The following is a 14,618-nucleotide window of genomic DNA, read 5'->3' on the forward strand; positions in this document are numbered from 1 at the left end:
CCGACTCGGCCCGCACCCCTGTCGAACGCCTTTGGACGCGAAACGAATATTCGCCGTCCGGTTGCGCTTTCCGAACGCGGGCCTAATATTTCGGTATGAGCAAACGCTCCGTGATCATCAGCACACTCGGGGTTCCTTCTCAGGTATACGGAATGCATGGCGGTGCGGGCCGCGCGGAATATGCGGTACACGCGCGCCGTTCCCAATTCTTCGGACCGTGGGAAGCATTCGAATGGTCGCTCCTACCCCCAGGCGGAGTCTGCGGTGAGCACCTGCACACCCGCACCGAGGAGATCTATTTCATTCTCTCCGGATCCGGAGATATGGTCCTGAACGGTGAAATCCGCGATGTCCGGGCGGGCGATGTGATCTTCACCTGCGTCGGAGCCTCGCACGAATTGCGCAATACACACGACAACGACTTGACCTGGCTGGTGATCGAACTGCTCTCACCGGCAACCGCGAAGGTGTTCGACGAAGTTCACCTCGACGACAGCCATCGTTCGGATTCGAAAGGCACCGCAGGAGTCGGCATGACGGAAGTAATCTCGCTTCGCGAACCCGGAATCATCGACGAATTGCCGCTGTCCGGCCCGATGCGGTCGGTCGGTAGGCATCTGCTCGCCGATGGCGATTCCCTGACATTGCGGACAACGGATCACGAATATGCCGTCTATGTGCTTTCCGGCGTCGGAACCGTCGAATTCGGGGCGAACACCATCGTGGTCGAGAAGGATACGGCGATCTCCTTGCCGCTCGGCGAGAATGCCGAATTCCGGTCGCTGGGCGAGCCGTTCGAATTGTTCGTCGCCTCCATGGCCGTCCCGCAGCGCACCGGCGCCGCGGCATGATCATCAGCCCGCCGGGCCATGCCTCGACCACCTACTTCACGGATGCGAACACCGTCACGATACGCACCCCGCTGCGCCGAGGGCATGTGTACACCGAGTGCGAAGCATTCGACATCGTCACCATTTCACCTGGTGGGCACTATGAACCGGCGGTCGACGGCACCGAATCGGTCCTCTTCGTCACCGAGGGCTCGGCGAGGATCAGCACGGCCACCGAGGTGCGCGAGGCGACGGCAGGCGATGTCGCGACGATCGGCGACGAATCCACGACCCTCGACATCATGACGGACTCCGGATGCACCCTGCTGTGGTTCTCCATTCATTCCCGTCGCGTGACCGAAAATCTGCCGCCCCGCCTGCCGGGCCGGCAGTAATACCGCAGAGGATAAAGCGTCATGACCGGTGGCAGACCCGCAGCCGATCACATCTGGAGAATGCAAGCCAAGCAGGATGTCGACTATCCGATCATCCTCACCGACAATCTGTTGGATCCCAATAATCCGGCATTGGCGGAGGCGAGCGGCGGCGGCACGGCGCGCAGGCTGTTCGTGGTCGATGCCGAAGTGCACCGGCTCCACGGCGACTCCCTGATCCGCTATCTCGACCACTACGGCATCGACCACGCGATTCTCGCGGTGCCGGTATCGGAATCGACCAAAACCCTGGAAACCGCCCGGCAACTTGCGCGCGATATCGGCGCGCTCGGTCTGCCGCGCAAATCGGTGGGTACGGCGATCGGTGGCGGAGTTCTACTCGATGTGGCCGGTGTCGCCTTTTCGCTCCTGCGCCGCGGCACACCCTATATTCGTGTCGGCACCACACTGCTCGCGGTGATCGATGCCGCATTCGGCGTGAAGGTCGGCGTCAATGACGACGGCCAAAAGAACCGGCTCGGCGCCTATTATCCGCCGCGGGCCGCGCTCCTGGATCGCGCATTCCTCGCCACTCTGCCACACCGGCATCTCGTGAATGGTGCGGGCGAGATAGTGAAACTGGCGCTCATGCTGGATTCCCATTTATTCGACCTCTTGGAACAGCACGGCAAACGCGCGATCGACGCGGCATTCCAGCCCGGAGACGACGATGGCCCCCTCGCCGAGATCCTGCGCCGCTCGGTCGGGCACATGCGAGATGAACTGGCCGCCAACCTCTGGGAGCACGACCTCACCCGATTGGCCGACTTCGGACACGCCATCAGCCCCACCTTGGAAATGCGGGCGCTGCCCGAACTACTGCACGGCGAAGCCGTCGCGATCGATATGGCCCTGTTCGCGGTCGTCGCCCGCAGGCGCGGGCTGGATCGCGGTGAGACGGATCGGATCCTCGGCCTGCTGCGCGAGTTGGGCCTGCCGATCCACCACCCGCTGCTGAGTCGATCGATGCTGAGTGCGGCGCTGGCCGCCACGGTGGAACATCGTGATGGGAGACAACGGCTTCCGCTGCCGGTCGGTATCGGGCAGGCCCGCTTCGTCGACGATGTCACGGTGGACGAACTCGCCGACGCCGCCGAGTATCTGGCCGCGCGCGCCGAGACGACCGCGGCCGGGGCATTGTGACCGACCCGACTGTGCGGCACCGGTCTGTGCCCGCGCTGGCCGCGATCGTCGAACGGCCCGGCGCCCCATTCCGATTCGAAGAGGTCACCCTCGACGGGCTGCGGCCGGACGAGATCCGGGTCCGGCTGCACGCCGCCGGTGTCTGCCACACCGATTTGAACGCTCGGGCAGGCAATCTGCCATTCCCGATGCCCGCGGTTTTCGGGCACGAGGGCGCCGGTGTGGTCGAGGCCGTCGGCACCGCGGTGACAACACCGAAGCCGGGCGAGCGCGTCGTGCTGAGTTTCGCCTCGTGCGGCGGTTGCCGGGCATGTCGCGCCGGGCGCCCGGTCCGTTGCGGACAGTGGGGCGCGCTAAATCTGAGCGGAGGCAGCCGCCTGGACGGCACCGCCACACTGCATCGCGAGCACCGGCCGGTGCACGGTCATTTCTTCGGACAGTCCGCCTTCGCGACGCGGGTCACGGTCAACGCGCGCTCCGCGATCCCGGTGCCCGATGATGTGCCGTTGGATGTCGCGGCGCCCCTCGGCTGCAGCGTGCAGACCGGAGCCGGTGCGGTGCTGCGGATTCTGCGTCCCACCGTCGGCAGCAGCCTCGCGATCTTCGGTGCGGGCGCGGTGGGACTGTCGGCGCTGCTCGCCGCCCGGCTCACTCCCGCGGGTCGGATCATCGCCGTCGACCTACGTCCCGAACGCTTGGCCATCGCGCGCGAATTGGGCGCCCAACACCTGATCGACGCCCGAGAAGGCGATGTCGCGGCCAGGATTCGGGAGATCAGCGACGGCGGCGTGCATTACGCACTCGATACCACGGGCGATCCGTCGGCATTGCGGACCGCCGTCGACAGTCTCGCCATCGCCGGTGTCTGCGGCGTGATCGGCGCGGCGCCACCGAATACCGAGGTGCGCTTGGATATGGCGGCGATGCTCGATCGGCTGCCCCGCCTCATCGGGATCAACCAGGGCGACGCCGATCCGCGATCGTTCATCCCGCAACTGCTGGAGCTGTATCGAAGCGGTCGGCTTCCGTACGACAAGTTCATTACGCGCTTTCGTTTCTCCGAGATCGAGGCGGCCGCGCAGGCGGCGGCCCGCGGCGCGGCGATCAAACCGGTTCTGCTGTTCGATGTGGATGAGGTCGAATGACTACCCAAGGGGCTCCCGCTCTGGTCCGGGACATCATGCATTCCGCGTTCCTCGCGCGGGCGCTCTACGCTCTGGTCCAACTCGACATACCCGATCTGGTTGCCGCGAACTCGCTTTCGAGTCCCGAGCTGGCAGGCAAGGTGGGTGTCGACCCCGGCCCGCTGCGCCAGTTGCTGCGGGCGGGCGCGTCGGCCGGGTTGTTCACTACCCGCGAGGATTCGCACGGGGTCACCCGGTATTCGCTGACCGACGCGGGAATGGCCCTGACCAAGGATCACCCCTCGGCGACCCGTGACCTGATCACCTGTTTCGAGGGGCCGATCTGGCGCGAATCACTGACCGTGCTGCCCGCCCGCGTCGCCGGTGGCCGCACCGGCCCCGAAATCGCGCACGGCGCACCACTTTTCGAACTCCTGAGCAATGATCCGGAGGCGGGCGCCGCATTCGATCGGCTGATGACCGCCCAGCACGGCGGTGAGCACGCGCTGATCGCCGCGGCCGCCGACCTCGAATGGGCCGCGACACTCGTGGATGTGGGCGGCGGCACCGGCGGGTTGCTGACGCGGATACTCGCCGCCAATCCGCGGCTGTCCGGCACGCTGTTCGACCAGCCTGCGGTGCTCGAGCATGCCGGTGCGCTGCTGGCGCGCAGCGCGGTCGCCGATCGGTGCGCGATGCTGCCGGGGAACTTCTTCCACGAAGTCCCGGCAGGCGCGGACGTGTATCTGCTTTCCCACATCCTGCACGACTGGGACGACGATCAGTGCCGAACCATCCTGCGCACCTGCGCCGCGGCGATGACACCGCAGAGCAGGCTGCTGATCGTCGAATCGATCCTGCCCGATGACGACGCCACCGCCCATCCGGCGCGGATGCTGGATCTGGTCATGCTCGCCGTCCTGTCGGGTCGGGAACGGACCCTGGGCGAATACCGGCAACTGCTCGAGTCGGCGGATCTGCGACTCCGGCGAGTAGTGCCGACCGGTTCACCGGTCAGCGTGCTGGAGTGTGTCCGCTAGGGCCTGTGTCGGAGTCTCATTCGGAGGCATCCGTGGCTCAGCTCGTCGCCTGGCAAGCAGGGGGAAGCACTCCTACACACATCTGTAGCCCTCCTGAACAGGACCGATACCAATACTGTGACCTTTACCACATAGCGAGCTGCGCCAGTCGGGTGGCATGAAGCCAGACGGCCACCTCGCGATGCGGCCGACGTCCTGTCTTGCGTCAAGATACTGGCAGGATCTCCCTGGCCATAAGGTTTACGCCAGCGAAGGAGTGACCGTGCTGAACGCGCGGTAAATCCGATGAGCGAACGTAGGCTCTCACGGTGTTGGAGTTCGCGATTGAAGATCTTCGCCACGTCCGCCTTCGGATTGGGCGATGGCATTTCCGCACTTGGCGCACCTGGGGGATGGAGCTGCCCAAGGGGTACCGCGAACCGAAACTGGTCTACGCCGTCGAACTGCTCGACGAGGACGACAGGAGTGTGGGCCAACTTGGCGCGTTCGTCTCAAGGGAGATGGCTGAGGCTTGCGTGGCGCGGCTCGAGGTCGAAGGTTGTACCGACCTGGTCGTCAATATGATTCCGGTCCACACCCGACTGGAGGACTGGCAGTTCGATCGATAGCTTGCGTGAAACGCTCCGCGCGCTGAACCCGACTGCCTTGGCCTGGGCTCCTGATCTTGTGCTCGGAACGTAAATCGAGCAACCCTGCCAAGAAGTTTGACGCGCTAGAGTCCCGTGGAATCGTACCCACGTCTGATGTCAGTCCCTGGTGCGCTCGATACCCCGACCGCGACCACCGATGTCCCGGCTCCGGCCCTGGACTTGCGGGGGTTCTTGTCCCTCCCGCTCGCGCTCGCTCTCCAAGCCGGGTGCTTGCTGGTGTTGTATGAGCGCGGCCACCTCCGGGCTTATGCCACGCTCCCGTAGCGCTTGGCCGTATGCCTCTCGCGCTTCGCGGGCTTCCCGCTCACGCTGTTCCTTCTCGACTGCTTCACGCCGCTGAGCCGCCACCGCTGCGCGGCGTTGGTCTTCACGCTGAACGGTCAGTGCAATGGTGTTCAGGTCCTTGACCACGTCTTCGCGTCGGTCTTCACGCGATAGCTCGAAAGCAATCTCCATTTCGCGAGCCTGATCTTTGCTCAAATCAAGCATTCCGAGCATGTTTCGGGTTTCTTGCCGTTCCTGCTCGCGAAGTACATTCAAGCCTTGTGTGAGTTCTTTGTGGATTTCATAGAGTTGGTCGGCATCGATTGCCCTACCGACTTCTCGGTCCTTCGCGATCTGCTGCACCTGGGCCTGAATATCCTTGCCGAGCTGGTCCTGCATTCTGGCGGTTTCCTCACGCTGACGGGCTTGCTCTTGCTCTCTTACCTCCCGGTTCCGCTCGGCCCTTTCGCGGGCTTCCACCTGTCCACGCTCGACACCTTCCCGGAACCGTTCCATGTCCCGGAAGAGTGCTGTCCTCTCGCGCGCCTTCTCCATTGCGAGTTGCCGAGCCTGCGCTAGCTCTTTCGCCCTCTGTTCCCGCTCCATTCTTTCGCGGGTTTCAATACGCCTGCGGTCGTGTTGGTCCCGAACGAGTTGTATCCGCTCGGCGCGCTCGATGCGTTCCCGCTCTTTTTCGATCTCAAGTTGGCGGGCCTTTTCGGCTGCCCTTTCAACTTCCCGCATCTGCTGACGCTGTTCGCGGGCTTGCTGGCCGACACTGCCTACTTCGAGTTGTTGACCGGGTTCCCTTTGCAGCCCTTGAATCCAGACCTCATGGGCAACGTCACGGGGGATCAACTGGTGTACGAATTTGTCCTTGAAGTCACGATTCAAGCGATCGATGCGTTCCTGCACTTCTTTGGAACGATATTCCCCCTGAACGGATCTCAATGTGAACTCATCCAGCACGCCTTGTTTGAGGAGGTCATACGCCACGTCCAATTGCTTTTCGTCCTTCTCGCCCTCCATCCTTCCCGACTTCTCTTCGATACCGGAAATCTTGCCCCGATCATCCCTGATCTTGTCGAAATGGACTCGTTTGTTCCCGACTACGAACGCACGAGGCTGCCTCTGCTGCTGAACATAGCCAGCCTCGCCGTCCCGAAAATATCGGTAGGTGCCGTTCTCGAAGATCCGACCGCGGGCATTGTTGCCTTCGACCTTGTCGCGGTCTTTGTCGTATTCGTCCGACACGACACTACCACCCCACCCGAGGGATTCTGTTTAGAATTTCAGCCGATCACGGTTATCGGACTCTTCGGAGTCCTCCCGTCGCTTCTCCGCATGATCTTCGGCGTACTCACGCAACACTCGCACAAAATGGGAGAACATTCCGTCGTAGTCGGACCGTGCAGGGGATTCGATCATGTCCTTCACTACCTGCCAGACAACGATTTCATCTTCATCGAAGGTATCGCAGGCCACAGCCGGACTGAAATTCCAAGGCGAAAGCTCGAGGTCAGCCCATTCGGCGTCGACCCATCGCCCACCCGTGAACTCGACAAAGCACTCGCCAGCGAAGCAGACGAAAGCATCGGTCATGGCAAGGTTCGCGACAGCGGTATCGATATCCGGGAACAATCCCTCAACAATCCGATTCAATCGCTTCACCTCCGCCGAATCTTTCTCCCACACCTTCGACGGGATGCGGTCAATACCCGCATAATCCATGAACTTCCGTGCCTGCGCTGCCTGCCGATCGGGATCAACCCATTTACCCCAAGCGGTTTGCTCGACATCGATATCGAATCCCATTTGATCGTCGCTCACAGTGCCTCCGTCTCCCGTTGTGTCGAACGTTCCAGTATCGATCATCACCGCTCCGATCCGCCGATGAACCAGGACCATCGGCGGGTTCACTCAGTCTTCGGGTCGGGTTTCTCTGCTATCGCGCTGATCAGTCCCCAGGTGATTCGGCCGGCGTCGTCCGGGTCGCCGTGCGGCGCGTAGCCGGCGTCGTCGAACACGATGCCCATACCTGTCCATTCGCACCGGTTGCCCACGGAATCGATATGCGCGGCGATTCGCCCTGCGACCACGGGCACGAAGCGCCTACACAGCGGCGAGCAGCACGGAGCTTCCACCACCACCGAGGGGACACCGGGCTCGGTCTTGAACAGAATCAAGTGCGACGTGGCGATCCAAGGACCGCAATCACATTCACCCATCGGCCCGGATTCCTTCGTAATTATTTGTGTTGCAACAAGTTTCATGACTTGCCGTATGTTCGTGCGGTCCCCGCCGTCGCACGGGCGATACCCGCACCCACAGGGTGATCACGGACTGCCGCCAGTACCGCCAGTCCGCCACGAGTCCCGCAGTCGGAGCCATAATCACCACGTACAACTCTTCCCAACTCACGGCCACCTCCCCGATCCGACCTCATGACGCACCGGCCAGTACCGCAGTCCGGCATCACGCCGGACACGAACCCGGTGCCGATCGACTTGCAGCATCCGCGCGATGATCACCGCAGGCACAGCGACCGCGAGAAGGGTCGCCCCCGCTTCGATCATGGTCATGACATCACCATCGCCTCGACAGATACCAATTCACGCATCCCGTCCCCTTCTTCTTTGTCCGTAATTGCTTGTGTCACAACCGATTCCCAGTAGTCGATGTCGTCGGGTTCGCGTCTCCAGAGCAGCGCCAGTTCCCGAATCACTCCGAGCAGCGGCACACCGACCGCGAGCGCGCTGCTGACAACGGTCACCCAGGTCACGACCGCATCTCCGGGTTTCTGGACGCACCGGCCCCCGCTTTCGCGTCCAGGAGTTCGGTAACGACCGCCTCCATGCGCTCCCACACCGGACCCTCGACCGGACGGCCGACTACGTGCCAGGTGTCCAGCGCCTCGAAGTACTCGGTCATCGCACGGGCGAGACGGGAATTCACGACACCCCCGTGGGTGCGATCCGGGTGAACCTCGCCCTCGGCTCCATCACCAGCACATCGGCCAAACGCAACAGCGCCTCGGGCGGCCGACCGTCCCCGAAATGCTTCAGACTCGGCACGATCACGGCGGGCACCCCGAGGTTCGCTACCAGAGCGATCAGGGCTCGTTCCGAGGCGAACGGGTCGGACACCGCCATCGTTTTGGTGTAGCTGTATCCGAAATCACCTGCCGCACTCCGCATCAGGGGCTCTATCGCCTGCTGGCGGATACCGGCAATGTCACGACGCAAATACCCCAACACCCTCGGGAGACTCACGACCGCACCTCCGGCGTGATCACCGCTGCGAGACCGTCACGCAGCATGTACAGGACTTCTTCCAGAGTCCGGCCGCCATGGCAGGGCGCGAGCAGTGCCGAAATCGGTTCCAGCGGAATGGGTTCCACCGCAGACTGCTTCTTCGGGCTTTCCCAGTTGAGGAGCCCGACCAGTACAGCAGTGATCAGCCCTTCCGACGGGGAATCGAAGATCGGAACAGCTACTGCTGGTCGGGGTTTCGATTCAGGCATCGAGAGCCATCCTCACCACGCACGCACCGATCGCCGCCGACACCACCACCCAGGGCGGCAAAGCCGCGTCCTCGCACGGCTCCACCACCCATCCCCGGTGCTCGACACCAGCAAGAGCGGGTGTCGGCAAATCCACATCCAACCCCACACCGATCAGCGCAACACCGAGCCTGCCCAGCTTCCGATACAGGTCACGGTCCGGCCTGCCCGTATCGGGGCATACCAGCGCGGTCCACCGCCCCGATACGGGGTCGCACATGATCGGCGGGCACCCACCCGAGGCCCGTGTGAGATGTGCTCGTACCCACTCGCCCAAATCGGCGGGCATCACCACCGCCCCGAGCGAGGGAGATGTCCGCACGGTGATCCGGCCCGTGCCGAAATCGAGCGTCGCGGGGAGACCGAACACGTTGCGGTAGTGGGTGTATCGCGCTTCCGACGTATCCGCCGGATCTGCCTTGGTTTCCATCGATAGACCTCTGATCGCTATCGGAGTGACGTTGGGGAGTGCGCCCGGCCCTGGCGTCCCCGGGAATAGGGGCCAAGGAGTGGGACGGAACTCCAACCGAGTGCATTCGAAGGTATGAGCAACCGAGGGACGCTAGAACCGTGCTGGGGACGTTTCCGAAGACACTTCAAACGTCCTGAATGTCTCCTAGCCTTACGGGTATGGCTCAGCAGAGGCTGGAGACGGCAATCCTCAGATCAGGGCTCAGCTCTGCGGAGCTGGCGGACAAGGCAGGCGTAGACGTGAAGACCGTCAACCGATGGCTAGCCGGTCGGGTACCGCACCGCCGGACACGGGTGCGGGTAGCTGAACTACTCGGCGAAACCGAGGAAACGTTATGGCCTGCCGCGAGGCCGGACACCCAAGCCGGGGCGCCAGCGACCGCAGAGGTTCTGGGTGCTTACGCACACCGAGCCGAGATACCCAACGATCTGTGGGTGTCGCTGGTGCACAAGGCAACTCGGCGAATCGACATCATGGGGTACGCCTACCCGTTCGTGCTGGAACTGTTGCCCAAAGCCTCCGAGGTGATTGCGGCCAAGTGCTTGTCCGGGTGCGACGTCAGGCTGGGGTTCGCCGACCCGGACTGCGATCACGTCATCGAGCGAGACACGCTGGAACAGATGAACGGCACCCTCCCCGGCCGGATACGCAACGCGTTGTCCATGCTCGGGCCGTTGCCGGACACCCCAGGTTGCCGAGTGGGTCTGCACTCCACGCACCTGTACAACTCGGTGTTCCGGTTCGATGACGAGATGATCGTCACCCCGTACTTGTTCCGCGCCAGGGGATACCAGCACACCGCGCTCTACCTGCGCCGGTTGTCACCACACGGGATATTCGAATCGTTCGCGGACCAGTTCGAACAGATCTGGCAAACCACTGTGCCGTACACAGAGAGGGATTCCCGTGGGCTCACGGCGTGACTACTACCGTGACCCGAACGCGCCGGAGCCGAACTCACTGAAACCAGGCGCATCCGCGCTGGTAACCGACGAACACGGTCGAGTGCTGATGCAGCGGCGTGGCGACTCGGGGAACTGGTCGCTGCCCGGCGGAATCATGGAGGTAGGCGAGACATTGGAGGACTGCGCGGTCCGGGAGACTTTCGAAGAGACCGGACTGCGCATCGAGATCACCGGCCTACTCGGCATCTACACCGACCCTGAACACGTGATCGCATACGCAGACGGGGAAGTCCGGCAAGAGTTTGCGGTGGTCTATTACGGCCGGGTGACTGGCGGACAGATCACGGTGTCGCACGAGTCCACCGCCGTGGCGTTCCTGAACTTGGCGGAAGTCGAATCATTGCCGGTGCACCCCACAGTCTGGCTCAGGTTGCAGCATCATGCAGAGCGCAGAAGTTCGCCCTACCTGGGGTAGCAAATTCGTTCCGGCGGCCACGTAAGACAGTCTGGCCTGGACAGACCAGGTTGCCTGTATGAGGGCATCCGTCGAGAAATGATTAAGACCTGTGGATGACGGGAAGGACGCACCTTCCCGGATGATCTATCAGTCCGAAGTCTTGATCTTGCCGGCGCGCCAACGCCGGTCGGGAAGGTACGTCCGTGCTCACGGTAGTTCACAACAGCTCCTCCGCCGACGGCGAGGCCGGTTCGACCCGGTCGTTGCTCGATGAGATCGTCCGCGATGGTGCCCGCCAGATGCCGGCCGTCGCGTTGAAGGCCGAGGTCGCCGCCTATGTCGCCCAGTTCGCCGATCAGCTCGACGAGAACGGCCACCGATTGGTGGTTCGTAACGGTTACCACGCCGAACGGGAGGTCCTCACGGCGGCGGGCGCGGTGACGGTGAAGGCACCGCGGGTCGACGACAAGCGTGTGGACCCCGAATCTGGTGAGCGGCAGCGGTTTTCCTCGGCGATCCTGCCCGCGTGGGCGCGTAAGTCGCCGCAGGTGGCCGAGGTGCTGCCGCTGCTGTATCCGCATGGGTTGTCCACCGGCGACTTCGGTCCAGCCCTGGAGCAGTTCCTCGGCTCCGGTGCCGGGCTCTCGGCGGCGTCGATCACACGGTTGACCGGCCAGTGGCAGGACGAGGCCCGTGGCTTCGCCGACCGGGATCTGTCGGGCACCGATTATGTGTACTTGTGGGTCGATGGGATCCACACCAAAGTGCGGCTCGAGCAGGAGAAAATGTGTCTGCTGGTGATGATCGGGGTCCGCACCGATGGCCGCAAGGAGCTCGTCGCGCTCGCCGACGGCTACCGGGAATCGACCGAATCGTGGGCTGATCTGCTGCGTGGCTGCCGTCGACGCGGCATGACCGCTCCCGTGCTCGCGGTCGGTGATGGCGCGCTCGGGTTCTGGAAGGCATTGCGCGATGTGTTCTCGACCACCCACGAGCAGCGGTGCTGGTTCCATAAGAGTGCCAATGTCCTTGCCCTCGCTGCCGAAATCGGCGCATCCCGGTGCGATCGCGGCGATGAAGGACATCTACATGGCCGAGGACATCGACAAAGCGCAGATCGCGGTCAAAGCCTTCGAAATCGACTACGGCGCAAAATATCCGAAAGCCGTCAAGAAGATCACCGACGATCTCGATGTGCTTCTCGAGTTCTTCAAATACCCGGCCGAGCACTGGATCCACCTGCGCACAACGAACCCGATCGAATCCACCTTCGCTACCGTGCGGCTACGCACGAAAGTCACCAAAGGGCCCGGCTCACGCGCGGCCGGAATTGCCATGGCCTACAAGCTGATCGAGGCCGCCCAAGGCCACTGGCGCACGGTCAACGCCCCCGACCTGGTCGCGCTCGTGCGCAACGGTGCACTGTTCCACAAAGGCAAGCTACTCGAACGCCCCCGCGACATCACCCCGACATCACCAACCGACCCGGCCGACACCACCCGAACGGAGATCGCCTGAAACTAGCCAATCCACAGGATTTGACAATATCTCCGACTCGGGTGTGCGGGCCGACCGCCGTGAGATCCACCGATCCGTACGCGGCAACGGTCGCGGCACACTACGCAGTGTGGTCGACTGCCCTGTCCATCCTCTTCGGCGCTGTCCACGTGCCCGGCCAGCGTCGCGTCTCCGCCAGATGCAGCCACCAGCCGCGAACAGCGCCCGATGACGCCTGGTGACTTGCCATGTGTGGGGCCGCGACAGCAGAATCTCCTTGTGATCAAGAGAATCGAGTCTTCCGGTATCCGGTGAGCGTGTTCGAGGTCCGGGTGGACCGCGTGCTGGGTGTCGGCCCGTTCTGCGAGATCGGTCAACCGCGTGTCACTGCGACTTCGTCTCGGGAAGCGCTCATTGCGGTCGGCGGGGAGCTTATCCGACCGCAATGGCACGGTCGCGACGTCTCTGACCGATCACGACCGAATCCGGGTTGGCATCCGACGGCGGTTTACCGCTCCGGAGATCTCACCTGTCTGTTCCAGTTGACTACGTGTTGGCCGGTCAACGCGCTCGCTTTCCACCCCACCCTGCCGTTGTTGGCGATCGGCACCGGCGCATACGATGGCGGATGGTCCTATGAAGGCGAGCTGCTTCTGTTGGACCTGTCCACCGGCGCTACCGTGTCGCTGCTGGCCTATCCCCGGGAGGTTCGGGAGCTCACTTGGCAGGATCCGGAGACTCTTGGACTGGTGCTTGGAATTCCCTGTGACGAGGATGAGAAACGGTTCGGTACCACGTCTTTGGCTTGTTCCATCCGTCGCGATGATTGGGACCGGGCCACCGTGGGCATGCTGCGCATGCCCTACGGCGAAAAGCCGTACGCGGACGCATCTGACACTGATCCGTCTGTCGCTGCCGCTGTCATTGAACGGCTGTGCACGGAACGAGGACGCGCGTGGACGCCCCGCCGCGCGGTCTGGGCGGTGCAGGCTCTCGCCGATGGCCGCGTTCTCGCTGCACTCGAAGGCATCGCTGTGGAGTGCTGGACGCCGACGTCCGAAGACTGTGCCTGGCAGGTGCCCGCGGGCGGCACGGGCTACCAGGTAAACACGCTGCCGGACGGACGAACCGCGCTGGCGTTGACACAGACCCCACGCAGCTTCTACGGCGGCCGATGGACGAGTGAGCCGAGTGTTGTGGTGGAGGTCGACCTGAACGGCGGTGCCGTCCGGACGACCCTCCAGGCGGCCTCCCCCACAATCATGGTGTCACGAGCGGACGGTCGGTGGGCGCTGCGCGACACCGAGCACGACACCGCGACGATGACCGGAGCAGTCACGCTCGTCGACCCGGAAGGTGCGCACCCGAGCACGGTCCAGCTGGGGCGTTACGACCTGATCAATCACTACTTCGACATCCGGTACGCCCCGGACCTGCTCTTCCTCCAAGGAATGGGCAACAAACCCTCGCATGACAAATGGGTGGTCGCCGTCGACACGCCGCACGGGCGGGTACGACGGCTATTCCCGCTCGAGTGGGACGCCTCGCGCGGTGGGCATCTATTCGGTGGCTGTGGCGCCTACCTCGATGACCGTGCCGGACCGGCGCTCGTCCACGCCGGCGCCGTTCACGACCGCGCTGGGCTGTTGGCCGGAAATACCTTCGTGGCCCGCCGCAAGTATCCGACGGGCGAGCCGCAATGGGTCTTCACAGCCGACCACCAGGCCACCTCCCTCGACGTGGACGCCGACTTCGTCTACGTAACGTTCAACTCTGGGGAACTGATCATCCTGCGCACCGTGAACGGCGCGGTGCGGACGCGCCAACAGCTACGGGTGAACGGCCACCGAGTCGTTCCGCTCTCACTGGCACGCGTAGGAGCGAACCGGCTTGTGATTGGCACCTTGGACGGTCGGGTCCTCGATTGTTCGGTCGCTGCGCTGCAACGGTCGGGATAGCCCGCGTTCGGGTTCTTCGCAAGATCGCGGGGTCGGGCAAAGCCACCGGCTTTGGCGTGCATGCTCGATCACAGTGTTCCGTAAGCCGATCCACCAACGGAACACCACGGCCGCAGGATTCCGGCCCAGCTCACCGGTGTTCCGTAGAGGTGTTCCACGAACCGTTCCGGTCAACCCCCGTTATCCGGAACAATTCCGGGTATGGGTGAACCGTTCCGCGTCGGATACTTGAGGTGCTGGGGAGTTTCCGGACAGTGGCCTTGAAGTAAAATTCAGGGATAG

The 14,618-nt window shown here is 63.4% G+C and carries 17 protein-coding genes and 1 pseudogene; 10 read left to right on the forward strand and 8 right to left on the reverse strand.

The annotated features are described in order from the left end of the window. The first annotated feature begins 95 nt into the window (after positions 1–95). From D5S18_RS25955 to D5S18_RS25980, 6 genes are all read left to right on the forward strand, one after another. Complete coding sequence (locus D5S18_RS25955) at positions 96–851, forward strand: cupin domain-containing protein (RefSeq protein ID WP_120043713.1); 756 nt, start codon at positions 96–98, stop codon at positions 849–851. After that, positions 848–1,225 (forward strand): cupin domain-containing protein, encoded by a 378-nt coding sequence (locus D5S18_RS25960; RefSeq protein ID WP_120043714.1) that lies wholly within the window; start codon positions 848–850, stop codon positions 1,223–1,225. Before D5S18_RS25955 ends, D5S18_RS25960 begins: the two co-directional genes overlap by 4 nt. Positions 1,226–1,246: 21 nt before the next feature. Continuing rightward, on the forward strand, positions 1,247–2,407 hold the full coding sequence (locus D5S18_RS25965; protein WP_120043715.1) for a sedoheptulose 7-phosphate cyclase: 1,161 nt from the start codon (positions 1,247–1,249) through the stop codon (positions 2,405–2,407). Beyond that, on the forward strand, positions 2,404–3,552 hold the full coding sequence (locus tag D5S18_RS25970; protein ID WP_239004004.1) for an NAD(P)-dependent alcohol dehydrogenase: 1,149 nt from the start codon (positions 2,404–2,406) through the stop codon (positions 3,550–3,552). The genes D5S18_RS25965 and D5S18_RS25970 overlap by 4 nt, the downstream gene beginning before the upstream one ends. Further along, on the forward strand, positions 3,549–4,571 hold the full coding sequence (locus D5S18_RS25975) for a methyltransferase (protein WP_120043717.1): 1,023 nt from the start codon (positions 3,549–3,551) through the stop codon (positions 4,569–4,571). Before D5S18_RS25970 ends, D5S18_RS25975 begins: the two co-directional genes overlap by 4 nt. Before the next feature lie 308 nt (positions 4,572–4,879). Continuing rightward, positions 4,880–5,179 (forward strand): hypothetical protein, encoded by a 300-nt coding sequence (locus D5S18_RS25980; RefSeq protein ID WP_147404175.1) that lies wholly within the window; start codon positions 4,880–4,882, stop codon positions 5,177–5,179. A gap of 138 nt (positions 5,180–5,317) precedes the next feature. Here the strand turns inward: D5S18_RS25980 and D5S18_RS25985 are convergent, their stop codons facing one another. The 8 genes from D5S18_RS25985 to D5S18_RS26010 form a co-directional block, all read right to left on the reverse strand. After that, entirely contained in the window at positions 5,318–6,739 is a 1,422-nt protein-coding gene (locus D5S18_RS25985; protein WP_120043719.1) for a hypothetical protein, read from the reverse strand. 30 nt (positions 6,740–6,769) lie between these two features. Next, a complete protein-coding gene (locus tag D5S18_RS25990) occupies positions 6,770–7,315 on the reverse strand; it encodes a hypothetical protein (RefSeq protein WP_120043720.1) in 546 nt (181 codons plus the stop codon). Positions 7,316–7,401: 86 nt separating this feature from the next. Beyond that, positions 7,402–7,758 carry a hypothetical protein gene (locus D5S18_RS25995; RefSeq protein ID WP_147404176.1) on the reverse strand — a complete coding sequence of 119 codons (357 nt, stop codon included), beginning with the start codon at positions 7,756–7,758 and terminating at the stop codon, positions 7,402–7,404. 305 nt (positions 7,759–8,063) lie between these two features. Then, positions 8,064–8,267 (reverse strand): hypothetical protein, encoded by a 204-nt coding sequence (locus D5S18_RS26000; RefSeq protein ID WP_120043722.1) that lies wholly within the window; start codon positions 8,265–8,267, stop codon positions 8,064–8,066. After that, the gene (locus D5S18_RS35040) at positions 8,264–8,440 is read right to left on the reverse strand and encodes a hypothetical protein (RefSeq protein ID WP_158607966.1); all 177 of its coding nucleotides are present in this window, start codon (positions 8,438–8,440) and stop codon (positions 8,264–8,266) included. The genes D5S18_RS26000 and D5S18_RS35040 overlap by 4 nt, the downstream gene beginning before the upstream one ends. Continuing rightward, positions 8,437–8,757 (reverse strand): hypothetical protein, encoded by a 321-nt coding sequence (locus D5S18_RS34550; protein WP_147404178.1) that lies wholly within the window; start codon positions 8,755–8,757, stop codon positions 8,437–8,439. Before D5S18_RS34550 ends, D5S18_RS35040 begins: the two co-directional genes overlap by 4 nt. Then, positions 8,754–9,008, reverse strand: coding sequence for a hypothetical protein (locus D5S18_RS34555; RefSeq protein ID WP_147404180.1), 255 nt, complete (start codon positions 9,006–9,008; stop codon positions 8,754–8,756). Before D5S18_RS34555 ends, D5S18_RS34550 begins: the two co-directional genes overlap by 4 nt. Next, on the reverse strand, positions 9,001–9,477 hold the full coding sequence (locus D5S18_RS26010; RefSeq protein WP_120043724.1) for a DNA-directed RNA polymerase subunit beta: 477 nt from the start codon (positions 9,475–9,477) through the stop codon (positions 9,001–9,003). Before D5S18_RS26010 ends, D5S18_RS34555 begins: the two co-directional genes overlap by 8 nt. 200 nt (positions 9,478–9,677) lie before the next feature. Between D5S18_RS26010 and D5S18_RS26015 the strand changes: the two genes are divergently transcribed. From D5S18_RS26015 to D5S18_RS26030, 4 genes and pseudogenes are all read left to right on the forward strand, one after another. After that, positions 9,678–10,442: a helix-turn-helix domain-containing protein gene (locus D5S18_RS26015; RefSeq protein ID WP_203236915.1), complete on the forward strand. Its 765-nt coding sequence runs from the start codon at positions 9,678–9,680 to the stop codon at positions 10,440–10,442. Continuing rightward, complete coding sequence (locus D5S18_RS26020) at positions 10,426–10,899, forward strand: NUDIX domain-containing protein (RefSeq protein ID WP_120043726.1); 474 nt, start codon at positions 10,426–10,428, stop codon at positions 10,897–10,899. The genes D5S18_RS26015 and D5S18_RS26020 overlap by 17 nt, the downstream gene beginning before the upstream one ends. A 185-nt stretch (positions 10,900–11,084) precedes the next feature. Then, positions 11,085–12,399: pseudogene (locus tag D5S18_RS26025) on the forward strand (IS256 family transposase). Between the two features lie 290 nt (positions 12,400–12,689). Further along, entirely contained in the window at positions 12,690–14,336 is a 1,647-nt protein-coding gene (locus D5S18_RS26030; protein ID WP_120043727.1) for a hypothetical protein, read from the forward strand. Positions 14,337–14,618: the final 282 nt, after the last annotated feature.

The organism is Nocardia panacis, assembly GCF_003598715.1.
Taxonomy (GTDB): Bacteria; Actinomycetota; Actinomycetes; order Mycobacteriales; family Mycobacteriaceae; genus Nocardia; species Nocardia panacis.